Genomic DNA, 26,554 nt, shown 5'->3' with positions numbered 1-26,554 from the left:
CATCAGAAATCGACGGTGGCCGACAGCAGGACGGTGCGCGGCGTACCCAGCCCGGAGCCGAGGCTGCCTGCCCAGTACGCCTTGTTGGTCAGGTTCTGCACGGTGGCGCGCAGCACCAACGGGTGACCGGCGGCCTGCAGTGCATAGCGGGCACCGAGGTCGAGCACGGTGCGGCCGGCCACCCATTGGCTGTTGTCGGCGTTGATATAGCCCTTGGACATACTGACCGCATTGCCGGTGAGGGTGAGGCCGGCCACGGCCGGCACGTCCCATTCCACGCCCAGCTTGCCCTGCCATTGCGGTGTGGCCGTCGCCAGCCGGCCTTCGTTGATGCCGCCCTGGGTACGGGTCAGCTTCGGCTGCAGCCAGCCGATGCCGCCGAGCACGCGCAGCTGTTCGGTGGCCTGGCCGAACACGGTCCATTCCACGCCTCGGTTACGTTGCTGGCCGCCGAACGAGAACACATTGGTAGTCGGGTCGGTATAGGAGCTGGGCTTCTCGATCTCGTACACGCTCAATGCGCTGGCCAGGCGGCCGAAGTCGAACTTGGCACCGACCTCGCGCTGGCGGGTCTTGAACGGCGGGAACACGTCGCCCGCGTTGGCGGCGGTGGCCGGGGCGGTGCTGCCCTGGCTCAGGCCTTCGATGTAGTTGGCATACAGTGACAGGCGGTCGTTGGCCTTGAACAGCAGTGCACCGGCCGGGGTGTTGGCGCTGGCGTCGTAGCGCGCGGTGCGCTTGCCGGTGCTGCCGTCGAAGGTATCGCTGAGCACGGTCTGGTGACGGATGCCCAGAGTCAGCTGCACGCGATCATCGATGAAGGACAGCGTATCGGCGATGCCGAAGCTGGTGGTGCGCACTTCCGCGGTCTTTGGCAGCGACGCATCACTGAAGCTGCGATCGATGGCAGGCCCCCACTGTGGGTCGTACAGGTTGGTCACCCAGTCGCGGGCCAGCAGGTTGCGCTTGAAGCCGAATTTCTGGTCGTGCTGGTACCAGGCCGCACTGATCGCCAGCGCGTGATCGACCGCGCCGGTACGGAACCGTGCCGACAATCCGGCTTCGGCGGTGTCCTTGCTGTAGATGAAGCGCTGGTGGGCGAAGTTGTTGCGGAAGTCGCCGGCCGCGTTGGTGATCAGCGTGGTGGCGCTGGCGATGGAATCGAAATCGGTATGGCCGTGGCCGTAGCTGGCATGCGCCTGCAGGTGGTCAGTGATCTCGAACGACCAGCGCAGCGCGGCGGCCGAGTCCTTGACGGTGCTGAAGGTCCAGTCCGGTGCGAACAGGGTGCTGGCTTTCGGTGGGCGGGGCACGGCCAGGCCGGGCGCCAGCGATACACCGCGATTGAGGCCATCCACATGGTCGCGGCTGCTGAACAGGTCCAGCGACACCTGCGAGCGCTCACCACGCCAGTCCAGGCCGAGCGATGCAAGCTGCGCCTTGTGCTGCTGGTGGTCGGTGGCGGTGTCACCGTCGCGATGCACGGCATTGAAGCGCACGCCGAACTGCTTGTCGGCGCCGAAGCGGTGGCCGATATCCAGGTGGCCACCGAACTGCGCGCCGCTGCCGTAGCTGGCAGTGAAGCGGGTCAACGGCGTGTCGCCGGCACGCTTCGGTACCAGGTTCACCGCACCGCCCACCGAGCCACCCGGCGGCATGCCGTTGAGCAGCGCGGACGGGCCCTTCAGCACCTCGATGCTCTCTGCCAGTTCCGGGGTGACGCGGTAGTACGGAATCAGCCCGTACAGGCCACCAAAGCCGATATCCGACGAGGCGACACCGAAGCCGCGGATGTTGAAGTAGTCGGTGATGCCACCGCTGGAGCCGCTGCTGTAGACGCTGGGGTCGGTCAGTGCGATGACCCGCACCAGGTCCGGCGCCTGGATGTTGTCGATGAAGTCGGCGGTGTAGCGGGTGGTGTTGAACGGCGTGTCCATGAAGTCGAGCTCGCCGAGCAGGCCGACGCGGCTGCCGCGCGTCACCTGGCCACCCGCATAGGCATCGGCAGGCGTGGTCTTGTCGGCGCGCACGTTCACGGTGGGCAGCTGGCGGGCGCCATCGGGTGCATCGTTGGCGTGCGCGGCGATGGCGATCAGCAGAGTGGGCAGCAACGCAGCACGGGCGGCCAGGGACAGCGCCGAGCGGCGTGGGAGGGGCAGGGTTCGCAGGGGGAGGGACATGGCGGTTCTCGTGTGGTGGGTCGTGCGATCGGCCAGCACGGCGCCGTCGATGACCTGCAGGGGCAGGACGACGCGAGCTGTGGAATGGCTGGCAGAGGGCACGGCGCTGCCGCTGTGGCAGTGCTGCACGCGAGGTGCGTGGGCGATCTGTGGCTGGGTGGAACGAAGCGCAGGGCGCGGATGCTGCGGGGTGGATCAGATATCGTCGGCGAGGTCGTCGAGGTCCTGCAGGCCACCGCCGCGCGCCAGCACGCGCTCGTAATTGCGGCGGCGACGCTGGTCGGTCTCGGTGGTGGTCTCGCCACGCTTCCAGTAGCCGGCCACGGCAACATCGGTGCGCGGCAGGCCGACCGTGTCGATGAAGTGGCGGCGCAGGGCGCGCATCTCCTCGCGCTCGCCGGCCGCCCAGACCGTGCTGCCGGGCTCCGGCCGCAGTTGGCGCGCCTGTTGCAGCAACGGCGCGTGACCGATGGCGAGGCGGTGCACACAAACGCCTTCGATGGCGGGCAGTTCGTCTACCGGGAAAGCATCATCCGAGGCGATCCAGGCCTGCGCCTGCAGGCCGGTGGGCCACTGCTGCAGCAGCGCAAACAGGGCAGGAATGGCGCTTTGGTCGGCGAACAGCAGGGCGCAGGTGCCTTCGCGATGCGGTACCTGCAGATGGGGGCGCGGCCCGGTGAGATCGAAGGCATCACCGCAGCGCAGCGCACGCACCCAGGCCAGCATCGGCCCCGGTGCCTCATGCAGCACCACGTCCAGAGTGAACTGACGGGTGGCCGTATCGACGCTGCGCACGGTGTAGATCCGTGACACATCGCCGAACGCGGCGCCCAGCTGGATGCGCACGGCCGTGTTGGCACGCTGCCAGGATGCGGTGTCTGCCTGTTCCGGCAGCTGGACCACGAGGCGCAGCACGCTGGCGCACGGCTGCGCAACCGCGACCACCTGGACCTGCAGCGCCTGCAGGCCACGATCGTGGTCGGCGCCACGCAGCGGCCCGGCCGGGGTGATGGAAGTGGGGGACGCGGACATCGACAACGATCCTGGACACTGCAGATGCGAATTAGTTACATCATAGTAAACTAAATTGATCGCGCCGCAACCCGGCCTGTCCAGCGGCCGCAGGATGCGTTGACCACTGCATCGCTGCGCACCACCATGACAGCCCTTGCCCGCGCACCGCGCAGGAGCCGTTACCGCATGGCTGCACCGAAAAAGACCGCTGCCCGTGGGCGGCCGCCCAGCATCACCCGCGAGCGCATCGCCGACGCCGGCATTGCCATGACGCTGCCGGGGCTGAGCTTCGTGGGCGTGGCGGCGGCGCTGGGGGTCAGCCACATCGCGCTGTACAAGCATGTGGCGAATCTGGCGGCACTGCGCGAGCTGGTGGCCGAGGCGATCTTCGAGCGTTGGCAGGCACCGTCGCTCGAAGCCGCTGGCCAGCGCAGCATCGAGGAGGATCTGCGTGCGTTCCAGTGTTCATTGCGGACGCTGGTGGACGGTAATCCTGGGCTGGCGCCGTTCCTGGTCAGCCACGGCGCGAAGACACCGGAGATGCTGGCGCGCATCCAGCGCCACCATGCCGAATTCAGCCGCGTGCATGGTCTGCCGCTGGAGCAGGCGGCGTGGCTGCTGTCGACCGTGGCCTATCACGCCGTGGCGTTGGCCGACACCGTGTATTCGCGGAATGCGGTGGTCGATACGTTGCGGCGGCCACTGGACAGGAAGGCACAGCAGGCCGAGTTCGACCGCAGCATGGAGGCGTTGATCATCGGTGCATTGACGATGTGCGGGCGCACGGCAGGCGCGAGGTAACCGCCAATCCTGGTTGGCAACGTTGCCCCGGTAGTCGCCAACCTTGGTTGGCGCCGCGATACATCGTTGCCCACCAAGGTGGGCATCTACCGGTCAAGCGTCGTCCTTGCGCTCCGCATCTTCCATGCCAGGGCTGACGCGGCGGCCGATGTCCTTCAAGCGCGCCAGCTGATCCACCATCGATGGTGCATCGTCCAGGCTGCCGACGAACGTCCAAAGATAGGTCATCACCGCGTACACATGACCCGGCGTCACACTGTCGGTGGTGGCGAGTCGGCCGATGGTCAGCGCGAACAACACCGCTGCCGCCGCACCCACCACCACGAAGGCACCGGCTTCGCGATCAGACAGCAGGATGCGCAGCCGCGACAGCGTGGTGTAGTGGCGACGCAACACCGAGGGGCTGACCCGGTCGACCAGTCGGATTTCATGTTCCAGCCGGTTGTTCAGGCGCCCATGCAGCTGCTCGTTGCGGCGTGCGAACGACGGCATCAACAACACTGCGCCGAGCAGGGCGATCAGGCTCGCGGCGCCCACCAGCGGTTCGATCACCAGCAGCATCACCGCCGCACCGAACATCGATACCAGCGCGGTGGCGATGATCGGCACGTGCTTCTCGAAGAAGTCGACGAACTCGCGGGCCAGCACCACGCGTGCGGCCGAGGTGGAGGTGGCGTGGCCCAGCCTGCGCTGTGCCTGCACCACGTTCACCGCCAGGTCGGCATAGATGCGGGTAAAGGTGCGGGTATCGACCGCACGGCGCGCGGCACCGACCAGCCAGAACAGCAGCACCACGCCGGCGTAGGAGATGGCGTGGCCGATGTCGCCGCGGATGATCGCGTCCACCGCGAAGCCGGCAAACAGCGGATACGCCAGCAGGAGCGCGTTCTCCAGCGCCACCAGCGAGAACGTGCCGGTGAGCTGCCACGGGTAGGTGCGCAGGATGGCCTTGAGGGTGGCGGCCGCGTTCTGCTGGCCGATGCTACCGGCGGCGGCCGCCGGATCGTGGGGGTGTTTCATGGGGATGCCTGGGCAAAGTGGAGACAGGGCAGGGGGCTGGATACCTGCCGCCTCCCTGGTCACGCCCAGTATCTGCAGCCCTTTGGAGCGGGCATGGAGGGACGATGGAGATTGCGTGGAGAAATCGGCGCCGTTCAGCGATGCGAATGCCCACCAAGGTGGGCCGCTACCAGAGCAGCGTCTGCCGCAACCTTGCGCCCTCAACGACGCGCATGCACCGGCCAGCGGATTTCAAATGAACTTCCACCTCGCTCGGTGGCGCGGCACTGCGCTGTTCCGTGATGGGCCACGGCAATCGCACGCACCACCGCCAGGCCCAACCCGGAGCCACCGCTCTGCCGGGAACGCGAGACATCGGTGCGCTGGAAGGCCTCGAAGATGCTGTCGCGCAGCTCGTCCGGCACGCCGGGGCCGCCGTCCTCCACCGCTACGGTGCAATGGCCTTCGGCCAGGGTGACGGCCACTCGCAGCGGGCACGGAATGGCATGCCGCCGCGCGTTCTCCAGCAGTGCCAGCACGGCCTGGCGGATGCGTGCGGGATCGCAGTCGGCCAGTGACGGGCGCGCATCCAAGGTCACCGAGAAGCCGCTTTCGGTCAGCGCTTCGGACATGGCTTCCACCACCGCGGCCACCTGCACGCTGACATCGCTGCGCTGCAGGCGAAGATCCAGATGACCACTCTCTGCCAGGCTGACCACGCGCAGGTCCTCGATGATCCGGGTCAGGCCTTCCAGCTGGGTGAGCATGCTGTTGAACTGCTCCGGCCCGGGCTCGAATACCCCTTCGGCAATGCCCTGCAGGCGGCCGCGCAGGATGGTCATCGGCGTGCGCAGTTCGTGCGCGATCGCGGCGTTCCAGAACACCCGGTTCTCGGACATCCGGTTCAGCCGCTCGGCCATGGAGTTGAAGTCGCTGACCAGCGTGGCCGCTTCGGTCATCGAGGTATCGCCGCCGCGTGCACGTGCCTCCAGATCACCGCTGGCGACCCGGCGCAGGCTTTCGGCCACCGAGTTCAACGGGGTAATGATGCGGCGGGTCAGGCGCGAGGCGACCAGCGTGGCGAAGATGACGACAACGGAGGCGGTCAAGCCGATCCACAGCCACTCCAGCCCCGATGGCATGATCGTTTCCGGCTCGTCATACCAGCGCGGGTAGAACACCTCCATCAGGTAGTAGAACAGGTAGAAGCCGCTGATCGACAGCACCGTCGAACACAGCGAGGCCACCGTGATGGACAGCGTGATCTGGCGTCCGATGCTCTTGCCTTTGGGATTCATCATTCAGTCCAGGAAACGGTAGCCGACGCCGCGGATGGTGGCGGGAATGCCGATCACGCCCACATCCTCCAGCTTGCGCCGTAGTTTGCTGACATGGCTGTCGACGGTACGTTCCTGCGCATCGCCTTCGGGCAGGCAGGCGTGCAGCAGGTCCACCCGCGCATGCACCTGGCGCGGCGCGCGTGCCATGTGCACCAGCAGCCGGAACTCGGTGAGGGTGAAGTTCAGCGCGTGCACCTGCTCGCCGTTGCGGACCGTTACCTCGTGGCTGCGCAGGTCGATCTCGAACGGGCCCTGGCGGATCAATCCGTTGGGTTCTTCGACGACGGCGCGAGCACTGCGGCGCAGCACGGCCTGGATGCGCGCAACGATTTCAGCGGGATTGAACGGCTTGGCCACGTAGTCGTCGGCGCCGACGCGCAGGCCGGTCAGCTTGTCCACGTCCTGGTCGAGCGCGGTGAGCATGATCACCGGGGTGTTACCGCGCCGCCGCAGTTCGCTCAGCACCTGCCAGCCATCCAGCTTGGGCATCTGCACATCCAGCAGCACCAGGTCCGGGCGCAGTTGGCGGTGGCTGGCCAGGGCCGCTTCGCCGTCGGCGGCGCGGGCGCTGCGCAGTCCGGAGCGGGCCAGGTAGGCGCCGAGGATATCGGCGATTTCGCCCTCGTCTTCGGCAATCAGGACCAGGGGAGCCGGTCGGCTACGGAGATCGTGTTTCATCGGGTGGCACGGGTTCAAAGAGGGAGCGGGCAGGTTCGGCATCAACGGCAGGGTCATCGTCGGCGTTCCATGGCCTGTGCTTCCTCGTTGGCTGCCCAGGCCAGTGTGGCCAGCACCAGCGTGCGATGCAGGGACGGCTCCACCGGATCCACGCTGCGCAGCCGCTGCACCATCAGCGTGGAGAGCGCTGCCGGCAGGTGGGTCCATCGGCACGCCATCGGGGTGGCATCCACCCGTGCCTGCAGGCGCGCCGCCATGGCGATGATGGCGCGCAGCCGCAGCGCCAGCAGGGCAACCAGCAGTAGCGCTGTCACCGCGAGCAGCAGCGGCAGCGTGGCATGGGAGCCGGAGGCCGTGGCGGACACCATCGCCAGCCCGATGAGCAGCAGCGAGGCCGCTGTTCCCGCGCGGGTGGCATGGCCGGGGCCATCGCTGCGGAACCAGCCCAGCGCGGCGGCGCCGAGGCCCGTCAGCAGTGGGGGCATCGGATGCTGGCTGGCCAGCAGCCAGGCGGTGGTCGATGCCATCACCAGCGCCAGCCACCAGGGCGAGGGCGCACACCAGGCCAGGTAGGCGCGGCGCACATCAATCGGGGGCAGCTCGGGATAGGGGCGGGTCACGGTGGGCAGGCAGTCGGCGAGGCCGACGAGGCTAGCGCCCGTTGATGGAGACTCGGTCGAGATTGTGTCGAGATTGCGTGGAGCCACGCTCTGGATTCAGCTGCCGACGCGGTGCCTGAACGGCGGTCGCGTCTCCATCCAATCTCCACAATGGCTCCAAGAAACATCCACCTGCGGCTTCCAGACTGCGGCCCTGGCGGTCGCACCGGGCGACTGCACGCAGCCCCGGAAGTTTCGATGAACAACCGCAGGACCTGGATCATTGCCGCAACGCTGGCCGTTATTGCCGGCGGCGGCAGCTGGTGGGCATTTGCCGAGAGCGATGATGCCGCGTTGATCACCGCACCGGCAAGGGTCGCCGATCTGGAGAAGACCGTGCAGGCGGTCGGCCGGGTCAATCCGAAGGAGCTGGTGGCCGTGGGCGCGCAGGTCTCGGGGCAGGTGAAGCGCCTGCATGTAGTGCTGGGCCAGCACGTACAGGCCGGCGACCTGATTGCCGAAGTGGATTCACAGCCGCAGCGCATTGCCCTGCGTAGTGCCGAAGCAGCCACCAACACACTGCGTGCCCAGCACGCGGCCAGCCAGGCGCGTTACAGCCAGGCCCTTCGCACGTACGAGCGCCAGTCGCAGCTGGTGGCATCGCGGCTGGTCTCGCAGGAAGGCTTCGAAGCGGCCCGTGTGGCGCGCGATGCGGCGCGCGCGGAGGCCGCCGCGTTGCAGGCGCAGATCGACCAGGCGGTGACCCAGGTGGAAACCGCCCGTATCAACCTCGGCTACACCCGTATCGTCTCGCCGTCCGAGGGCTATATCGTGGCCATCGTCACCAAGGCGGGGCAGACGCTGAACTCGATGCAGACCACGCCGACCATCGTGATGCTGGCACAGATGGACACGATGACCGTACGCGCCGAGATCGCCGAGGCCGACGTGGAACTGATCGCACCCGGCCAGCCGTTGTGGTTCTCGACGTTGGGGCCGAGCGGCCGCCGCTATGAATCGCACCTGCAGCAGCTTGAGCCCGCGCCGTCGTCGATTGCCGACGCGGCCAGTGGCAGCAGCGGTGGATCGGCGCAGACGCCGAAGGCGGTGTACTACGCCGGCCTGTTCGATGTGGCCAATCCCGGCCTGAAGCTGAAGCCTTCGATGACGGTGAAAGTGACGATCCAGCTGGCACGCGTGGCCAATGCACTGCAGGTGCCGCTGATCGCGCTGGGCGAGTCCGACGACAAGAACGGCAACGGCGCAACCGTGCAGGTGGTCGATGCGAAAGGCCGTGCCCGCGAGCGCGCAGTGACCACCGGGCTGCGTACCGCCACCGCTGTGCAGATCCTGTCCGGCCTCAAGGCCGGCGAGAACGTGGTGGTTGGCCAGGCACCGAGCGGCAACGACACCGAACCCACCAGCCTGCTGGGGATGTGAGCATGGCCGACGCACTGCTGGAACTGCATGGCGTATCGCGCGCCTATCGCTCGGCCGCCGGTGAAGTGGTGGTGCTGAAGGAGGTCTCGCTGCGCATCGACGCCGGTGAGTTCATCGCCATCATCGGCCCCTCGGGCTCGGGCAAGTCCACACTGATGAACATCCTGGGTTGCCTGGACCGGCCGACCGAGGGCAGCTACCGCGTGAACGGCGAGGCCACCGAGCAGATGGCGCCGGACGCGCTGGCACGGCTGCGCCGTGAGCATTTCGGGTTCATCTTCCAACGCTACAACCTGATGGAGAACCTGAGTGCCACCGAGAACGTGGCGCTGCCGGCGGTCTATGCGGGCGTGGACGCAGAGACACGTAATGCGCGCGCACGCACGCTGCTGGAGACACTGGGGTTGGGCGAACGCACCGGGAACCGGCCGAGCCAGCTGTCCGGTGGCCAGCAGCAGCGCGTGTCCATTGCCCGTTCGCTGATGAACGGCGGCGCGATCGTGCTGGCCGATGAGCCGACCGGCGCGCTGGATCACGCCAGTGGCCAGCAGGTGATGGCCGAGCTGAAGCGCCTGCATGCGCAGGGCCACACGGTGATCCTGGTCACGCATGATGCGGCGATCGCCGCCAACGCGGCGCGGGTGATCGAGATCGCCGACGGCCGGGTGGTGGCCGACCGCGCCGAGCCAGGATTGCGTGCTGCGACTTCGGGGCGCGCGACCGAACGCGGCGCGTCGCCGGTCACCGAGCGCCGCGCACGCATTGATGCAGTCCGCGAAGCCGCGCGCATGGCCGTGCGCTCGATGCTGGCCCATCGCCTGCGCACACTGCTGACCATGCTCGGCATCATCATCGGTGTCGCGGCGGTAGTGACCGTGGTTGCGTTGGGCAAGGGCGCACAGGCGCAGGTCGAGTCGCAGATCAACGAACTGGGTGCCAGTACGCTGGAGATCTTCCCGGGCGCCGATTTCGGCGACCCCCGCTCGGCGGAGATCGAGACACTGGTGGTGGGCGACGCGGACCATCTTGCGGCGTTGAGTTACGTGGACAGCGTAAGCCCGAACCTGAGCGGATCGGTGGCGGCGCTGCAGGGCAACCGGCGTGCCAACACCCAGGTGCTGGGCGTAGGGGCCGACATGCCGCGCGTGCGTGGGCTGCGACTGAAGGCTGGCCGCTTCTTCACCGACGCCGAAGTGGATGCACATCGAGCAGTAGGTGTGGTCGATCAGAAGGCCGCCAAAGCGCTGTTCAGCGGCAGCCCGATCGGCAGCACGGTGCTGCTGGGCGGCATGCCGGTGGAGGTGATCGGTGTGGTCGGGGCCAATGCGTTCGCGGGTGGTGCAACCCCCACGGTCTACGTGCCGTACACCTCGGCGGCTTCGCGGCTGCTGGGCAGCCAGCGGCTGGAGAGCATCACCGTGCGCGTACGCGACAACGTACCCACCAATGCCGCCGAGGCCTCGCTGGGCGCCGAGCTGGAGCGCCTGCATGGCCGCCGCGATTTCTTCATCTACAACGCCGACCAGATCCGCAAGGCGGTGATGAAATCCAGCCAGACCATGGCCGCGCTGGTCTCTGCCATTGCCGCCGTGGCGCTGGTGGTCGGCGGGGTGGGGGTGATGAACATCATGCTGGTCTCGGTGAAGGAGCGCGTGCGCGAGATCGGCGTGCGGCTGGCGGTGGGCGCGCGGCAGGGCGACATCCTGCGCCAGTTCCTGATCGAGGCCGTGCTGATCTGCCTGTTCGGTGGCGTGCTGGGGGTGCTGTTCGCGTTCGGGGTGGGGGCGCTGTCCAGCCTGTTGTCGCTGGGTGTGCCATTCCTGTTCACGGTGGGGCCGGTGCTGGCGGCGTTGGCATGCTCGTCTGCGATCGGGCTCGGCTTCGGCTATTTCCCGGCACGCAGCGCGGCGCAGCTGGATCCGATCCAGGCGCTGGCGGCGGAGTGAGCGTGTCAGCGCAGCGGGAAGGCAATGACGATGTCGTTCAGCGGCAATTGGTTGCCGCGCGGCACGGCCACGCCGGGTTTCCAGGCATCCCCTTGGCCGAACAGCTGCGCCTCGCTTTCAGGACCGAAATCGTCGAAGGCCTGGAAGACGAACGGAATGCCCTCGGACCCTTCGAACGTGGCCTTGTTGGAAAGCTGGAAGTGCAGGTGGGGGGCGGCGGAATTGCCCGACTGGCCGAGCTGGGCCAATGCCTGTCCGCGCTGGACCCGTTGCCCGGGCTTTACCCTGATGCTGCCGGTGCGCAGATGGGCGTAGCTGGCAAAGACGCCCGGCGAGATTTCCAGGACAACGTAGTTGCCGAACAGGCCATCCGCTGTCAGTGAAGAGGGTTCCGGCTGAGCGGTCAACGGCGGGTGCTCGGGCTGACCATCACGGACCGCACGCACGATGCCGTCCGCCACGGCCAGCACGGGCGCCGCATAACCCACCCAGTCCGAATGGCGGGTGTGCTGCAGATCGCGGATCGTTGGGCGCACGGCACGCCCACGGTCGTCGACGCCGACCAGATCGAGCGCGAAGCGCTGCGGAATGGTCAGATCACCATTCACCGCCACCAGGCTGCCCCAGTGGTGCGACTGCGCCGCGCCAGGCCCTTCGTGGGCGAGCCATCGACCGCCTTGCAGGGGCGGACCGAGCGCCATCACCGGCGCCGCGTTGACCGCAACCCGGGCGCCATCCAGTTCCACGCTGCCGTGCTGCCCGGTGCCCAGCAACATGCGGTGGCGAAGGACGTGCGGCACGTTATCGGTGGCCGGCAGTGACAGCCACAGGAACACCACCATGCGCTTTCCCGCTGCAATGGAGATGGCGTCATCCTCTGAAGGCGACGGCCGTACCCAGTGGCGCAGCGCAGGGGCATCCAGGCTCAGCAGCGGTGTCTCGGCATCGTCACCGAACACCTGCAGCGATTGCGGCTGCAGCGCCCCGGTGTCGCCGTAGTAGTTGGTGATGTGCAGCTCGTAGGCCAGATGGCGCAGGCCGTCGCTGCCAACGAAGGGAGTCGGTGCGAAGGGTACCCGTGCTTCGACCGGCGCAGGCGCAGGCGTTGGCAACGCGGGGGAAGGAAGCAGCAACAGCAGCAGAGCCAGGCAGACGCTGCGGGTCATGCGTGTTCCCCCAAAGGCCGACGGTGGCCGCTGCCGAGCATAGCGCTACGCCGGGGGCGCCGGTACACCGGCGGACGTGTCAAGGCTCCGGACGGGGATGCTGGCGCACGCGTGCACGCTCGCGATACAGGCGGCTGTCGGCACGCTGCAGGGTATCGGCCACCGATTCGCCGGGAGTGTGGTGGGTCGAACCGAGCGAGAACGGCGTGGGTGACTGTCCCGCCTGCTGCACATACCACTGCTCCAGTGCGGCCAGCCGTCCCGGTTCCGGCGCGGTCAGCACCACCATGAATTCGTCGCCGCCCATGCGCACCACGTTCTCCGCCGCACCCAGCGGGGCACGCAGGAAGGCGGCGAACTCGACCAGTACCGTGTCACCCCGCGCATGGCCCTGGGTGTCGTTGATCTGCTTGAAATGATCCAGATCGAACATCAGGCAGGCCCAGGGCTGGTCGATCAGTTCGTCCAGGCGTGGCAGGAAGCGGCGGTTGTAGCTCTGGGTGAGCGGATCCTTGAAGGACATCTCGCGCAGTTGCTGTTCCTGCATCCTCAGCGCCGTCACGTCCTGCGCATGGCCCAGCACGTATGGGGGATTGGCCTCGCTGTCGAGCACGTTGTGATAGGCCCAGAAATGGCGGGTGCCATCGGCGGCGATCAGCTCGATGACGCCGGCATCGGTGTGGTTGACTGCGATGCGTCCCAGATACGCCTTGAAGGCGGCCCGTTTCTCCGGCGGCATCAGGTCGCACAGGCTGCGCCCGATCATGTAGCTCTCATCGAAGCCCAGCGACTGCACGGCCGCGGGGTTCACCGAGGTCAGCACACCTTCCAGCGTATGCGTGCAGATCAGCCCAAGGCTGTAGTGGAACAGCCGCCGGTAGCGGGTTTCGCTAGCCTCCAGGGCATCCAGCGCGGCACGCTCCTCGGTGATGTCCTGGATGGCGCCGACCAGCCGCGGCCGGCCATCGACCTGCTGTCGGCCCCCAACCACGCGGGTCCAGATGGCTCGCCCGTCGGCGGTGGTCATCGGCAGCTGCACCTCCCACGACGTGCCTTCATCGATGCAACGCTGCACCGCCGTGCGGATGATGTTGCGGCTGTCCTCGCGATAGAACGAGAGCGCGGTGTCGAGCGTCGGTTCGAAGTTGCTGCGCACGCCGTGGATCTGCTTGGTCTCGCGGGTCCAGCGCACTTCGTTGCTGGCCAGGTCCATTTCCCAGCCGCCGACCCGCGCCGCACGGTTGGTGCGTTCCAGGAAGTCCTCGCTGCGCTTCAACTCACGATGCAGGGCCTTGGCCTGGCCGACCTGCGCCATCAGCGTGCTGCGCTGCTCCAGTACCTGGGTGGTGACCCGCGCCAGATGCACCATCAGTTCGCGCTGCGAGGGAGACAGCACGCCCGGCATCGGGTCGAGCAGGCACAGTGTTCCGATCCGCGCGCCGTGCGCCGAGCCCAGCGAGATGCCCGCGTAGTGGCGGATGCGTGGGCCGCCGGTGACCAGCGGATTGGTGGCGAAACGCGGGTCCTGGCGTGCGTCCGGGATCTCGAACAGCGCGTCCTGCTGGATGGCGTGCGTGCAGAACGAAATCTCACGTGCGGTTTCGCTGACGCCTTCCAGCCCGATGTTGGCCTTGAACCACTGGCGCTCGTCGGCCACCACCGAGATCAGCGCCATGGTCATGCCGGTGGCGGCGCGGGCGGCAGCCACGATCGCATCAAAAACGGGCTCTGGCGGGGTGTCGAGCAGATGCAGGCGGTCGAGTTCAAGCAGTCGTTCGGCTTCGTCCATGGTGCTTTTCAGGGCAGGGTGGCGAGGGCGGCTTTGGCGGCTGTCGGGCACTACGCTAGTGTGTACCCCGTTATGTATCGCCACGACGGGGTGACGCCGACGTGACGCATCCCGGTCAGGATTTGCGGGGCACGCGAGAAGGGCGCACCGAAACGTGACGGTGGTCGCGAACATGCCAGCGCCAGGGAAAGTCCACTGCACGGGTGATGCCGATGCGGGGCCCGACCACCGGATCCCTGGGGGGAGGTACGCCATCGCTGGCAATGACAATGCCGTGGCTGCCTTTCACCAGGTCTGCGCCATCGAAGCTGCGGTCCAGCCCGAAGGCCTGCGAGAGCTTGCCGGGGCCGCTGGCCAGATCATGGTCACGTCGAGCCGCCGGGCGCAGCTCGCGCATTCGTTCCAGCCCCGCCAATGGCTCGGCGGCGCGCAGCAGGACGGCCACGCCTTCGCCGGTTTCGCCGCAGACCACGTTGCTGCCCCAGTGCATGCCGTAGGTGAAGTAGACATACAGATGGCCGGCCTCACCGAACATGCTGGCGGTGCGCGGCGTTTGCCCGCGATAGGAGTGCGCCGCCGGATCGATGCTGCCGGCATAGGCCTCGACTTCGACGATGCGCGCCGCGCGACCATCGTCGCGCACCAGCAGCTTGTTGAGCAGCTCCGGCGCAACGTCGGTAGACAGGCGCTGGTAGAAGCGGCGCGGAAGGATCTGCAGTGAAGCGGGCAACCAGTCCGGCACGGTAGTGGCAGCCTCGGGTGAAAGAGAGTGGCACTGTGGCATCGGTCAGGTGAAACGGGCGCAGACGCAGCATCATTCCTGCGCAGGCGGAGCGGCCAGTGCCGCGCGGCGGGAGGCATAGACCTCGGGTGTCTGTGGTTTGATGAACAGTGCAACCAGTTCCGGATACTCACGCTTCACCGCCGTTTCGATGCGGGTGATGCAGGCTTCGATCTGCGGGGTCTGCCGATCGTCCTCGAACTCGGCGCTGAGCATGGCCACGACCTGTTCCGGCCCCATCTGCATGGTGGTCACGCCGTTCGCACGACGCAGGTCCGGATCGGTTTCGGCCACCGCCATGATCCGCTCGGCCACCGCGGGGTGGGCAGGCTCTCCGACCAGCAGGCCCTTGGTCTCACGCGCCAGAAGGAAGGCCGTTGCGGCCAGCACGCCGGCGATGCACAGTGACGCAACGCCATCAAGCACCGGCATTTCCAGCAGCTGGGCGGCCAGCAGCCCGATCAGCGCGAAGCCCAGGCCCAGAAGGGCGGCACTGTCCTCCAGCAACACGGTGAAGGTGGACGGGTCCTTGCTGCGGCGGAAGGCTTCGAAGTAGCCGAGTTTGCCCTTGGTACGCCGGAATTCCCGCAGCGCCACCCACCAGGAAGCACCCTCGAACAGGATGGAGATGCCCAGCACGCTGTAGCTCAGCGCGTGGTTGCTGGCCGGTTCCGGCTGGCGGATGTGCTGGATGCCCTCGTAGGCCGAGACGCCGGCACCGGCCGCGAACACCAGCAGGGCGACGATGAAGCTCCAGAAGTACAGCTCGCGGCCATAGCCGAAGGGATGTACCGGGTCAGGGGCCTTGCCTGCACGACGCAGGCCGTACAGCAGCAGTACCTCATTGAGGGTGTCGACCAGTGAATGCACGCCCTCGCTGAGCATGGCCGAGCTGCCGGAGATGCCGGCTGCGATGAATTTGGCCACGGCGATGGCCAGATTGCCCGCAAGGGCTGCATAGATGACGAGACGGGAGCCGGTGGGGGCGGACATTTCGGCGGCGGGGTGAGGCGGACGCCTGATCTTCCAGATCAGCGCGTGCCCACTGCGTGCACGGTGCGATCAGCGCCCCTTGGGATTGAGATACAAGCGCGCGCCATCCGATTCACGGTACCCCGTCCAGCGCCCACCTCCCGAGGCACGGAAGCGCCCGAATACGGTGTTGCTGGTGTCGGTCAGCAGCAGCTGGTTGCCCGACAGCACCCAGCGGTTGGCCGAGAAGAAGCCATCCGGGCAGCCGGCAGGCACATAGGCGCTGTAGCCACCGAACCACGCCATGTTCTTCAGCTCGATGGTACAGGTGCTGCCGTTCTCCTGGCCCAGTGTCCAGCTGCCGAACAGATCGCTGTCGCGTATATCGCGGTCATCGCGCCAGTCGTGGTTGTTGTCACGGAAGCCGAAGCCCACGTCGATACCTTTGCTTTCGCTGCGCGACTCGGATTGCGAGCTGTCACTGGTGGTGGTCTGCGTGCTCATCGAGCCACTGTTCTGGACCTCGGTGCTGCTCGATTGGGTGGTCTGGTCGGTGCGGGTGGTCTGCTGGCCGAAGCCGAACGAGGCGTCCTGGGCGAGGGCGGGCAGGGCCAGGCAGCACAGCGCGAGCAGGCAGGTACGGGCGAGCACGGCGGCCATTGCAGCATCCTCGGCAGGTTGGATCGCGCGAGTATCGAACCGCTAGGGCGGGAGGCGGTGTGATGGCGCGCCTCAACGCCCTTCAATCGGCCATCACCCGCCCGATGGCATCGGCCAGCAGGGCGCGCACCCGCGCCGGCGGCAGGTCCGGATCGCGTACCGCACGCATCGCCAGGCCTTCCACCAGCAGCCGCAGCAGCAGGGTCCGGCCGGCAATCTGCTCTTCGTCAAGTGCCCGGCCAAGGCTTGCATCGCGCTGGCGCAGCCAGGCCTGGATGGCAGCACTGGTCTGCTTGTCATGGGTGCGCAGCACCCCCGCCAGCACCGGGTCGCGATGCGCCTCGGCGTTGATCTCCGCATACAGCGCCACGCTGGCGATGGCATTGCCATGGATCGGCAGCACCTCGCCGCGTGCCCATTGCTGGTAGCACTCCAGCAGCCCATCAACCAGATCGGACGCCGCCGGCATTTCGCTGATCGAGGCCTGGTCATGGCGCAGCTGGCGCTCGATCAGGGCCAGGATCAGGGCGCGCTTGTTGGCGAAATAGCGGTACATCAGCCCCTGGCTGATCTCGGCCTCGGCGGCGATATCGCCGATCGAACCGGCATGGAAACCACGGGTGATGAAGCACTTCTGGGCGGCGTCGAGGATGCGCCGGCGCTGGGCTTCGGCATGGGCGGCGGCGGGGGCATCAGCGGGTGCGGCTACGGCGGTTTTCGGCGTCATTGCGTGAGGTCGGGGCGTCCAGAGGCGGGATAGTACGTCACAAAAGGTGTGAATGAACGGTCATTCATTTGTAATTCCCGCCTCCCAGACTGCGCCGGCCTTCTCCTTCCGCGAATGAGTCCGATGCGCCACGCCCTGTTGCACCGCCCGCTGCTCACCCTCGCCATTGCCGCCGCTCTGCCGGCGCTGGCCCATGCCGAAGACACGCCCAGCGCCGACGCTGCCACTTCCGCCGATGCCGCGCGCAGCGTGGTCGCCCTCGACCAGGTGATTGTGACTGCGCAGAAACGCGCCACCAACCTGCAGGAGACACCAATCTCGGTATCGGTGGTCGATGCCGAAGCGCTGAAGGACCGCAGCGCGATTTCGCTGGGCAGCCTGTCCGATGGCTCCATCCCATCGCTGCGGGTCACGCCGTTCGCTACCCGCAGTTCGGCGCTGAACATCGGCATCCGCGGCATCGGCGCCTCCGGCGACGCCAACCAGCCGGCGCGCGACGCCGGTGTCGGCATCTACGTCGATGGGGTGTTCATGGGCCGCGCACAGGGCCTGGGCAACATGCTCTACGACGTGGAGCGCATCGAAGTGTTGAAGGGCCCGCAGGGCACGCTGTTCGGCCGCAATACCGAAGGCGGCGCGGTGAGCATCGTGACCAAGGCGCCCACCGGTGAATTCGGCGGCAGCGTCAGCGCTGGCGTGTCCAATTTCAGCGGCTACAACAGTGCGCTGCACCTGGACCTGCCCAAGGTGGGCGATGTCAGCTTCAAGATTGACGCCGTGCAGGCCAAGCGCGGTGGCACCACCGACAACCCGATGCGCGGCGAGCGTGACTTCAACAGCTACGACAAGCGCGGCGCACGCCTGAGTGCGCTGTGGCAGCCGAGCGATGATTTCTCGTTGCTGTACGCGTTCGACCGCTCCTACGACGCCACTACGCCGTACCACACCCAGGTGCTGGTGCCGGGCGCCTACCTCAGCCCGCTGCAGAAGGCCGGCGCCAGCCTGGACCGCCGCGACAGCGCAATCCTCGGTGGACCGCAGGATGACAACATCGGCCGCACCAGTGGCCATCTGTTGAACCTGTCGTGGGTGTTGAATGACAACCTGGAGCTGAAGTCGATCAGTTCCTACCGCGAACTGACCCAGGGCCAGTTCGACATGGGCCTGGTCGATGCGATTTCCGCCTATGGTGGCGCCGGCACGCCATTCGGTCGTTACAGCCTGGCGCAGGTCTACCAGCACCAGTACAGCCAGGAGTTCCAGCTGATCGGCAACACCTCGCAGGTGCAGTTCCTCGGCGGTGCGTTCTACTACCACGAAACCGCCGGTGACAATGCGCAGACCCCGAACATGCTGGTGTGGGGGCCGGGTGGCAACAACTACACGGTGAACCCGGCGACCAATCCGCTGGATCTCTCGCGGGTACGCATCGACCGCGCCAGCAAGGCGTGGACCGACAGCCTGGGTGTGTTCGGCCAGGCCACGTGGACGCCGGAAGCACTGCAGCGCCTGCACCTGACTGCAGGCGGCCGCTACACCCGCGATGACAAGAAGGGCAGCCTGTACATCGTCAACGGCGCGGCGACGAATCTCGCCTTCAAGGACCGCTGGAGCCGCTTCGACCCGATGGTCAACATCGCCTACGACCTCGGCGAGCACGCAATGGTCTATGCCAAATACAGCACCGGCTTCAAGGCCGGCGGTGCCAACTCGCGCTCCACCAACTACACCGCGTTCGGTCCGGAAGAAGTAACAGCCTATGAGCTGGGCTTCAAATCGCAGTTCTGGGACAACCGCGCGCGCCTGAACCTGGCCGTGTTCGATTCGACCATCGCACACAAGCAGATGGACTTCTCGCTACCGTTCGACCCGAACAGCGGTGAAACCCGTACCACCATGGTCACCACCAATGCGCTGAGCGATGGCAAGTCGCGTGGCGCGGAGCTGGAGTTCAACGTGATGCCGGTCGACAACCTCACGCTCGGCCTCAACTACGCCTACACGAAGATCGATGCGCAGACCGCGACCGACCCGTTCGGCGCAGGGGTGCAGGTGACCGTGCAGCCGCTGCTGGCGCCGAAGAACGCGGGCAGCCTGTCGGTCGACTATCTGGTGCCATTCGCCAATTTCTCGGCGCTGAAGTTTCATGTGGATGGCAACTGGTCCGATGGTTACTACACCAGCGAATACGACCAGATGCTCACCGACAGTTCGTTCGTGGTGAATGCACGGGTGGCGCTGGTGGACGTTCCGGTCAACAGCACCGGCACCACGATGTCGTTCTCGTTGTGGGCACGCAACCTGCTGGATGAGCAGCACCTGTTCTACAAGATCAACAGCGCGGCGCTGGGCCAGAGCGGCATCTTCAACGACCCGCGTACCTTCGGCCTGGAAATGGCCGTCAACTTCTGATGCGAACGGAGAACCCCATGAAGATCCGCCATACCGAACTCGCCCTGGCCCTGATGCTGAGCCTCCCGCTGGCCGTGACCGCCGTTGCGGCCGACGCACCGCAGGCCGCCGCCGCGAAGCCGACGGCCGTAGCCAACGTGAAGCCGGTCGCTGCCGACGCGCAGCGCGTGATCCCGCTGCAGGGGGCCTGGAACGTGCGAAGCTTCGCCGGCCTGCAGGGCCGCCACGGCCCGATTCCGGGCGATGCGTTCGTGCGCACCGCCGACCTAGGCCGCCTCACCGATGCCGACCGTGATGCCCTGGTCGCTGCAGGCGTGAAGCTGGACATCGACCTGCGCACCGCCGATGAGGAAGCGCAGTCGCCGGACCTGCTGGCCAGGGACGATCGCTTCGACTACCAGCGCATCTCGCTGATGGGCACCGAGAAGATGGACCTGCAGAAGATGATGAGCAGCTTCCCCGATTCGCTCGGCGAAGCCTATGTGCAGTGGCTGGGCCACAGCCAGCCGCAGTTCAAGCAGGTGTTCCAGCGCATCGCCGCGCAGCAGGATGGCGCCGTGCTGTTCCATTGCACGGCCGGCAAGGACCGCACCGGCATCATCGCCGGCCTGCTGCTGGACCTGGCGGGCGTTCCCAAGGCCGAGATCGTGCACAACTACGCGATCTCCGCGCACTACCTGGAAGGGCAGCCGAAGGACAGCGCGATGAACGCGCAGATCATGGCGCTGATCAAGCAGAACCCCGAGATCGCACGCAAGATGGCTGGCATGTCCGGTACCGCACCGGACAACATGGAACAGTTCCTGGCCGCGCTGCACAGCCAGTACGGTGGTGCGGAAGGGTACCTGAAGTCGATCGGGGTCAGCGAACAGGAGATCCAGCAGCTGAAGGTGCGGCTGGGGCAAGCCGGCTGAATCCTGCCAGGTCGAGGGCAGGTGCCGGACAGCGCCGGCACCTGCCGTGCTTCATCACGGCTGCAGTGGTGCCACCAGGATGGCGGCGTCGAGCACCGGGAACGTCTGCGGTGCCTGGCCGGACGATGCGACCAGGCGGATCTCCAGCGTGGCCGTCCCACCATCGGCAGCAGTGAGTGCCTGCAGGGCCCCCAGTTTCTGCGGCAGTGGTACCGCGAACGTGGTGGGATGGCTGTGGTCCATCCCGGCCATGGTCGGCCCGAAGAACGATACGGTGCCGGCGTAGTACGGGCTGTCGGCCGATACGGACGCGGTGCCGGCCGGTGCGTTGATCAGCACGTCGAACTCACGCGTATTGTTCAAGCCGCGCGGTCGCTCCAGGGTCACTTCGGCAATCAACTGTCGCGGGGCCGACGTGGCCAGGTGCGCGCGCACCGCTTCATTGGGCACGGCCACGCGCACCGCACCATCGGCGCGCGTACCGCGCACCAGCCGCACCGCGCCAGCCGCTGCCGGCAGCGCGGCCGCCTTCAGCAGGTCGTTGCGGCCCCCGTAGACGTAGTCATAGTCGAAGGCCGTGGTGGAGAAGAACGCACTGGCCGGACGCGCGCCAACCGGCTTGCCCTGTGCATCAACGAAGAACCGGAACGGTTCGTTCATGAACTGACGCCGCTGGTCGACGTTGACGGGCATGATCGGCTTGCCGCGGGATTGCTGCAGCTGGTTCCACACGTCCCACAGGCGGTCCATGTTGGCGTGGTGCAGGTAGAAGATCGGATCGAGTGGCGACAGGAAGTTGGTCATGTTGCCGTAGGGGCCGGGGTCGACCGCGCCGACGCCACCGATGCAGTTGTGCACCTTGTTGTGCGGGAAGCCTTCGAGCACCGAGAATTTCGTGGCGCCGTCCGGTTGCACCACGTGCGAGGCCGTGCGCGAGCTGGTGAAGCTGCGACTCACATCGTCGTTGTAGAACTCGACCGGCGACAGCCCCGCGTGAATGGTATCGGGAGACACGGCCGAAGCGGTCTTTGCATCGAAGCCGGGATTCTCGCGCCACAGATAGCGGGCACCGCAGGTGATCGCATAGGCTGCATTCCCCGAGATGCCGGTCTTTTCCGCAACGCTGTAGCCGGTCACATCGTTCCAGACGTCGTCCGCGGTGAGATAGCCGCGGAACTTGAGTTGCTCGCGCTGGCCTGCATCCAGCGTGCTCCAGTACCGCTGCAATGCCGGCCGCATGAACCGGGTGAAGACCGCCAGGTTGCGCGTATACGGCGCATAGGCGCTGTCGGTGGGCGTCAGCACGCCGTCGAACATCGCCGGGGGAATGCGTGGCAGCTCGGTCCAGTCCCAGTAGGGCATGGCGAACTGCGGATCACCGCTGAGCGTACGGATGGTCTGTTCGAAGTAGCCGACATACCCACGGTGCCAGACATAGAACCACCAGTTGCCATGCGGGCAGTCCATCAGGTGCACGAAGGCGTTGCGGAACCAGTTGCGTGGATCGTCTGCCGGCAATGCCAGCATGGCCTTGATGCCGCGTGCGTAGCTGGCCAGCATGCGCTGGCCTTCGGGGCTGGTGACGTTGTAGCGGTGGTAGCGTGCCTGCACTGCCTTGTCGGCTGGTGCAGCGCCGCTGGCCCAGGCCCCGGGTGCGACCAGAGACGCCAATGAAGCGCTGGCGGTGGTGGCAAGAAAATCACGACGTGTGTAGCGCATAGCCTTCCCCCTGGTGATTGGTTGAACCGCATCGGGTTACAAATCACTGGCAGGACCGGCGGCAGCGTGGCGGCCGGCCCGACGGGGACATCCAGCCCCGCCGCCTCCACCGGCAGGTGCAGCGATGGCCGGGGTGGAGGCGGCGGTAGTATAGGCAGGGCAGGCAGGGCTGATCTGCGAAGCAGCCCACAGTCGCAGGTGCGTACACATCTGCCCGGCTGAAGCTGTTCACCGTCGTCGTGGCGGCGTTGCCGATCAGCCAGGCATGGCCTGGCGCTACGGGTCGGGCTTCACCCGAACCACCCGTTTCCGGTACTCGTACACATTGTCACCGCGGATGCGCTTGTCCTCGGTGCCGGTGACCCGGCCCACCTGCTGCTCCGAGCCGGTGACCGGCTTGGCTTCGATGGCGGTTTCGTGCTCGAAGGAGTGCGATTTGTCGGTGTTGCGGTAATAGCGATACAGCGCCCAGTACAGCGCGGTTGCGCCGGCCGGACCTGCCGCCAACAGCCAGAGGCCACTGTCGTCGCTCATGTCGATGCCACCAGGAAGGCAATTGCGAGGGCTTCAATGACGGTGCCGGTGGCCAGGGCCGCCAGCAGCATCTTCCATTGCTGCACGGGCACGCTGCCCATGGTTTCGCCGGTACGGCCGTTTACCGCGATGTAGTGCAGCATGCCGCCGTTCTTGCCGGGCTGGTGGTACGAATACAACCACACCGGCAGGTACATCGACACCCAGCGGGTGCCATGCACCTCCAGCTGTTCCTGTTCCCAGCGCACGCCACGGTTGTAGCGCTTCACCGAACCCTCCACCTGCGAGCGGGCGATCGACAGCAGCTGGTCTTCCAGCCGCGGCCGCAGCTTCTCCACATCGAGGTTGCGCTTCTCAGAGGTGAAGCCGGCCAGGTACGAAGCGTTCCATTTCACCGCGTTCTTGGTATCGAACGGCAGGATGGTGTTGATGATGTTGTTGGTGTTGGCACGGGTATCGAGATTCCCGCGCTCGGCCGAGGATTCCAGTGGCAGGTCATCGACGGTGAAGTCGACCTGGCGCTCGATCTGGTAGACATCGGCGTCGTACAGGGTGCGCTTGTTCTTCTCGCTGCCCACGGTGTACTGCCGGGTCTGGATCTCGCCCTTGCCGGCCACGGCCGCGCTGACATTGCTGTCGACGATCATGTAGGGCAGGAACACGCCCACCACGTTTTCCGGGGTGAACTGGTCCTTGAACGCCTTCAGTGCGAACATGCGGCGCTTGTCGACGAACTGGCGGATGCGCGCGACCGCATCGTCCTTCTTTATATGGAAGGGCAGCACCGCATCGGGCACCGCGCCGTTGGCGATCTGCTCGTTGACGCCGAACACATGGCGGCACCAGTGGCAGCGCGCCGTCATCGTACTCTCGGTGTTGACCGTCACCTCGGCGCCGCAGCCGGTGCACTTGAACGTCATCAACGCCGATGTGTCGGCATCGATGTCACGTGCGCCTGAGGCGATGACCGTGCCACGCAGCTGGTCGATGGCCTCGCCCAGCCCGAATTCCTCCTCGACGCGTGCGCCATGCCATTCGTGACGGCAATACAGGCAGACCAGGATGTCGGTACCGGCCTTGGGCCGGATGTCGGTGGCACCGCACTTCGGGCAGCGGTTGAGGCCGTCCTTCAGCTCGCTGGCCGACGTATCGATGGCCACAGGGTCGGGCGCTTCCACTTCATCGCGGATGGCCTGCGGCAGTTTCGAGGTGTCCAGCGGGAAGCTGCCGGGCAGGGGAGGGACGTCCTGCGGCGAACCGGGCCCATCCAACGACGCCGCCGGCAAGGGCGGCGGCGTCGCGGGCGCGGATCCGGGCAGCGGCGGTGGGCCGTTTCGGGGATCGGACATGTGGGTTGTGCGTCCTGCCGTTACAGGCCCAGTGCCTTGGCTTTCAGGGCGTCATAGTCGCCCTGGGTGATCAGGCCCAGGTCCAGCATTTCCTTGGCCTTCTTCAGCTTGGCCACCGGGTCGTCGGCCGCGGGCGTGACCGGCTGCTGCATGCCGCCGACACCGAACATGCCCGAGGCCATGCCGACACCAACCAGGCCGGCCGCACCGCCATTCTCGCCGGCCGACTGGATGCCCTGGGCGACGCTCGCCTGCAGGTTGGAATTGCCGCGCGAACCGGACAGCGCATCGGCGCGCTGCACGGTCTTCAGCAGCTCGCGCGTGTTGGCGTCGTACTCGATCGAGACAATGGCGGTCTTGACGATGGCCAGGCCACGGTCGGACTTCCACTGGTAGCCCTGCTCGACGGCGGCCGACAGGCTCTGTGCAAAGCCCAGCGAGTCCTGCTGCAGCTTGGTGATGCGGTTGCCCTTGCCCGGGTCGTTGGTATACAGGCTGAAGGCCGGGGCCAGCGAACCGACCACTTCATTGAACAGCTGGCTGGCGGCGGCGTTGTCCAGGTCGGTGAAGTCGAACACCTGGCCCGGCTGCAGGTAGCTGGCCGGCACGAAGTTCTTCACGAACAGGATCGGGTCGACGATCTTCAGCGTGTACGAGCCACGCGTGACCGCGCCGACCTGGGTGTTGAGGAAGCCGTCGTCCCAGTAGATTTCCGACTGGGTACCGAAGCGGTTGTCCGGCAGTTCCTTCAGCGAGACGAAATAGGCCGCCTGCTGCGAGCCCGGCTGGCCGCCGAACTTGAAGCGTTCCCAGCTCTGCTTGATGAAGGTGCTGACCAGGCCGTCGCCGGCGAAGATCGACTGCGAGTTCAGATCGTCCGAACGCCACTCGTAGCCACCCGGTTCGGCGACGAACGCGGTGATCGCGCCGTCCTGGAACAGCAGCAGGCCGTAGCCTTCGGGCACGATGATCTTCGAGCCGTCGGTGATGATGTTGGACGAGCCGCTGGTGTTGGAGCCGCGGCCGGCGTTGGTGCCCTGCGGCACCGCCGCGAACAGGGCCGCCGTCGAGGGCAGGCCTGTCGGCACGGTGTAGAAGTCCTTCCACTGGTCGGCCAGCACACCACCGACCGCACCCTTCACCGCCTGTACCAGACCCATGACCAACTCCCTGTGATTCGAGGGCAGGCACCATGCCTGCCGAGCTGGACTGAATATAGCAGCGGGCAGGGACCACTGTGGTGCCGGAAGATGAATCCGGATCAGGCCCCGCCGGTGGCCGGCGGGCGGCCCCGGATCGCCTGCAGGACGGCCGCCATGTCCAGCCCTCCCAGCCCCATCTGCTGCGCCCGCGCGAACAGCGCATCACTGGCGTCGATCAGGGGGGCGTGCATGCCCGCCTCCCGCGCGGCATCGGCCACCAGGCCGCTGTTCTTCAGAACATCGGTGATCGAGGCCTGGACCGCGAAGTCCCCGTGGATCATCTTGTCCAGCTTGATCCGCGATACCTCGCTGGCCATCGGCCCGGCGTTGAGCACTTCGGCGAAGCGCGCCAGGGCAATGCCGTGGCGCTCGGCGAAGTGCACGGCCTCGCCCAGTGCGGTGACCAGCGTGATCAGGTACAGGTTGACGGCCAACTTCATGCGCAACGCCGCTGGCACCTGGCCGCACGCAATGCACTGCCGGCCCAGCGGCGCAAGCAGGGGCGAGGCCTCCGCAACGTCGGCATCCTCGCCGGCCAGCATCACGACCAGTTGCGCGGATTCCGCCTGCACCCGCGAGCCGGAGACCGGTGCCTCCACGTAACGTCCGCCCGCCGCGCGGACCTGTTCACCCAGCGCCTGCGAATAGGCCGCCGAGCTGGTGCCCATGTTGATCACCAGGCGGCCGTGAACGCGGGCAGGGAAGGTCGCCGTGTTCCGCCCCAGCACGCTGTCGATGGCTTCGTCGTTGGCCAGCATGAGAACGAGGGTGCGGCATGCAGAGAACACATCCTGTAGTTGCGTGACGGGCTCTACGCCGGCGATGCGTGCCGCTTCGTGGTTGCGACCGGAGCGGGACCAGCCCAGTACGGTGTTCCCGGCCCGCGCGAGGTGGCCCGCCATCGGCGTGCCCATCACGCCCAGGCCGATGAATCCCAATGGCATGGCAGGTTCCCGATCATGGCAAGGCGCCCATCATGCCGCAGATCGGCGAAGGGCAGGTTGCGCGCAGCACATGCAGTTCGCCACACCCTGTGCTGCATCGCAGGGAAAGATAATCCCGGATATTCACGTGATTATCATCACGATTCTAATGAAACTCGCCTTCGATAATCCCGGAGGCGAATGCGCGTGTCTGCGCGCGGGGAACCGGGATCCGTCCGACGTCCGCTTCGTCGACCTACCGACGGCAACCCCCTGGGGGCATGGGGGCGGACAGTGTGCACGTTCACCTGCGTGTGCTGTGGCTGGCGCGAGGCGCGGCGGGGGCGTCGCAGCATCACGCAGTGAAGCCGCACGGTACCCATTGCGCGATCGCCCGCTGCAACGGCAG

At 66.7% G+C, this 26,554-nt stretch carries 22 protein-coding genes; 5 read left to right on the top strand and 17 right to left on the bottom strand.

The features are described 5' to 3' along the window. Positions 1-2 precede the first annotated feature (2 nt). On the bottom strand, positions 3-2,180 hold the full coding sequence (locus EGM71_RS10855; RefSeq protein ID WP_188484925.1) for a TonB-dependent receptor: 2,178 nt from the start codon (positions 2,178-2,180) through the stop codon (positions 3-5). A 195-nt stretch (positions 2,181-2,375) separates the two neighbouring features. Beyond that, a complete protein-coding gene (locus EGM71_RS10850; protein WP_188484924.1) occupies positions 2,376-3,212 on the bottom strand; it encodes a siderophore-interacting protein in 837 nt (278 codons plus the stop codon). 168 nt (positions 3,213-3,380) lie between these two features. Here EGM71_RS10850 and EGM71_RS10845 point away from each other — a divergent pair, with 168 nt between their 5' ends. Further along, complete coding sequence (locus EGM71_RS10845) at positions 3,381-3,995, top strand: TetR/AcrR family transcriptional regulator (protein WP_188484923.1); 615 nt, start codon at positions 3,381-3,383, stop codon at positions 3,993-3,995. A 93-nt stretch (positions 3,996-4,088) separates the two neighbouring features. Here the strand turns inward: EGM71_RS10845 and EGM71_RS10840 are convergent, their stop codons facing one another. The 4 genes from EGM71_RS10840 to EGM71_RS10825 all read right to left on the bottom strand — a co-directional run bounded on the left by EGM71_RS10840 (position 4,089) and on the right by EGM71_RS10825 (position 7,632). Continuing rightward, entirely contained in the window at positions 4,089-5,015 is a 927-nt protein-coding gene (locus tag EGM71_RS10840; RefSeq protein ID WP_188484922.1) for an ABC transporter six-transmembrane domain-containing protein, read from the bottom strand. A gap of 200 nt (positions 5,016-5,215) precedes the next feature. After that, positions 5,216-6,292 carry an ATP-binding protein gene (locus tag EGM71_RS10835; protein ID WP_032970513.1) on the bottom strand — a complete coding sequence of 359 codons (1,077 nt, stop codon included), beginning with the start codon at positions 6,290-6,292 and terminating at the stop codon, positions 5,216-5,218. A gap of 3 nt (positions 6,293-6,295) precedes the next feature. Then, positions 6,296-7,012: a response regulator gene (locus tag EGM71_RS10830; protein WP_188484921.1), complete on the bottom strand. Its 717-nt coding sequence runs from the start codon at positions 7,010-7,012 to the stop codon at positions 6,296-6,298. A gap of 53 nt (positions 7,013-7,065) precedes the next feature. After that, positions 7,066-7,632, bottom strand: a complete 567-nt coding sequence (locus EGM71_RS10825) for a hypothetical protein (protein WP_188484920.1) — start codon at positions 7,630-7,632, stop codon at positions 7,066-7,068. Positions 7,633-7,869: 237 nt separating this feature from the next. On the opposite strand from EGM71_RS10825, the gene EGM71_RS10820 reads away from it, so the two are divergent. Both EGM71_RS10820 and EGM71_RS10815 read left to right on the top strand, forming a co-directional pair. Next, complete coding sequence (locus EGM71_RS10820; protein ID WP_188484919.1) at positions 7,870-9,051, top strand: efflux RND transporter periplasmic adaptor subunit; 1,182 nt, start codon at positions 7,870-7,872, stop codon at positions 9,049-9,051. A gap of 2 nt (positions 9,052-9,053) precedes the next feature. After that, entirely contained in the window at positions 9,054-10,997 is a 1,944-nt protein-coding gene (locus EGM71_RS10815; RefSeq protein ID WP_188484918.1) for a MacB family efflux pump subunit, read from the top strand. 5 nt (positions 10,998-11,002) lie between these two features. Here the strand turns inward: EGM71_RS10815 and EGM71_RS10810 are convergent, their stop codons facing one another. The 6 genes from EGM71_RS10810 to EGM71_RS10785 form a co-directional block, all read right to left on the bottom strand. Next, positions 11,003-12,163: a M23 family metallopeptidase gene (locus tag EGM71_RS10810; protein ID WP_188484917.1), complete on the bottom strand. Its 1,161-nt coding sequence runs from the start codon at positions 12,161-12,163 to the stop codon at positions 11,003-11,005. Between the two features lie 79 nt (positions 12,164-12,242). Then, entirely contained in the window at positions 12,243-13,952 is a 1,710-nt protein-coding gene (locus EGM71_RS10805; RefSeq protein WP_188484916.1) for a sensor domain-containing diguanylate cyclase, read from the bottom strand. Positions 13,953-14,067: 115 nt separating this feature from the next. Then, positions 14,068-14,694 carry a DNA-3-methyladenine glycosylase gene (locus EGM71_RS10800; RefSeq protein WP_188484915.1) on the bottom strand — a complete coding sequence of 209 codons (627 nt, stop codon included), beginning with the start codon at positions 14,692-14,694 and terminating at the stop codon, positions 14,068-14,070. Between the two features lie 72 nt (positions 14,695-14,766). After that, positions 14,767-15,726, bottom strand: a complete 960-nt coding sequence (locus EGM71_RS10795; RefSeq protein ID WP_188484914.1) for a cation diffusion facilitator family transporter — start codon at positions 15,724-15,726, stop codon at positions 14,767-14,769. A 69-nt stretch (positions 15,727-15,795) separates the two neighbouring features. Then, a complete protein-coding gene (locus EGM71_RS10790; RefSeq protein ID WP_188484913.1) occupies positions 15,796-16,365 on the bottom strand; it encodes an AprI/Inh family metalloprotease inhibitor in 570 nt (189 codons plus the stop codon). A gap of 82 nt (positions 16,366-16,447) precedes the next feature. Beyond that, complete coding sequence (locus EGM71_RS10785; RefSeq protein ID WP_188484912.1) at positions 16,448-17,092, bottom strand: TetR/AcrR family transcriptional regulator; 645 nt, start codon at positions 17,090-17,092, stop codon at positions 16,448-16,450. Between the two features lie 123 nt (positions 17,093-17,215). Here EGM71_RS10785 and EGM71_RS10780 point away from each other — a divergent pair, with 123 nt between their 5' ends. Continuing rightward, on the top strand, positions 17,216-19,504 hold the full coding sequence (locus EGM71_RS10780; RefSeq protein ID WP_188484911.1) for a TonB-dependent receptor: 2,289 nt from the start codon (positions 17,216-17,218) through the stop codon (positions 19,502-19,504). Positions 19,505-19,521: 17 nt separating this feature from the next. Then, positions 19,522-20,418, top strand: coding sequence for a tyrosine-protein phosphatase (locus EGM71_RS10775; RefSeq protein WP_188484910.1), 897 nt, complete (start codon positions 19,522-19,524; stop codon positions 20,416-20,418). Positions 20,419-20,472: 54 nt separating this feature from the next. Here the strand turns inward: EGM71_RS10775 and EGM71_RS10770 are convergent, their stop codons facing one another. The 5 genes from EGM71_RS10770 to EGM71_RS10750 all read right to left on the bottom strand — a co-directional run bounded on the left by EGM71_RS10770 (position 20,473) and on the right by EGM71_RS10750 (position 26,166). Beyond that, a complete protein-coding gene (locus EGM71_RS10770) occupies positions 20,473-22,137 on the bottom strand; it encodes a tyrosinase family protein (protein WP_188484909.1) in 1,665 nt (554 codons plus the stop codon). Between the two features lie 276 nt (positions 22,138-22,413). After that, positions 22,414-22,671, bottom strand: a complete 258-nt coding sequence (locus EGM71_RS10765; protein WP_188484908.1) for a hypothetical protein — start codon at positions 22,669-22,671, stop codon at positions 22,414-22,416. Continuing rightward, positions 22,668-24,020, bottom strand: coding sequence for a hypothetical protein (locus tag EGM71_RS10760; protein ID WP_075678254.1), 1,353 nt, complete (start codon positions 24,018-24,020; stop codon positions 22,668-22,670). Before EGM71_RS10760 ends, EGM71_RS10765 begins: the two co-directional genes overlap by 4 nt. Positions 24,021-24,040: 20 nt before the next feature. Then, complete coding sequence (locus EGM71_RS10755) at positions 24,041-25,180, bottom strand: SPFH domain-containing protein (RefSeq protein ID WP_188484907.1); 1,140 nt, start codon at positions 25,178-25,180, stop codon at positions 24,041-24,043. 101 nt (positions 25,181-25,281) lie between these two features. Continuing rightward, positions 25,282-26,166 (bottom strand): NAD(P)-dependent oxidoreductase, encoded by an 885-nt coding sequence (locus EGM71_RS10750; RefSeq protein ID WP_188484906.1) that lies wholly within the window; start codon positions 26,164-26,166, stop codon positions 25,282-25,284. Positions 26,167-26,554 lie beyond the last annotated feature (388 nt).

Origin of the sequence: Stenotrophomonas maltophilia, from assembly GCF_006970445.1 — a bacterium.
Classification (GTDB): Bacteria; Pseudomonadota; Gammaproteobacteria; order Xanthomonadales; family Xanthomonadaceae; genus Stenotrophomonas; species Stenotrophomonas maltophilia_AU.
This window is presented reverse-complemented; position numbering and strand designations above follow the sequence as displayed.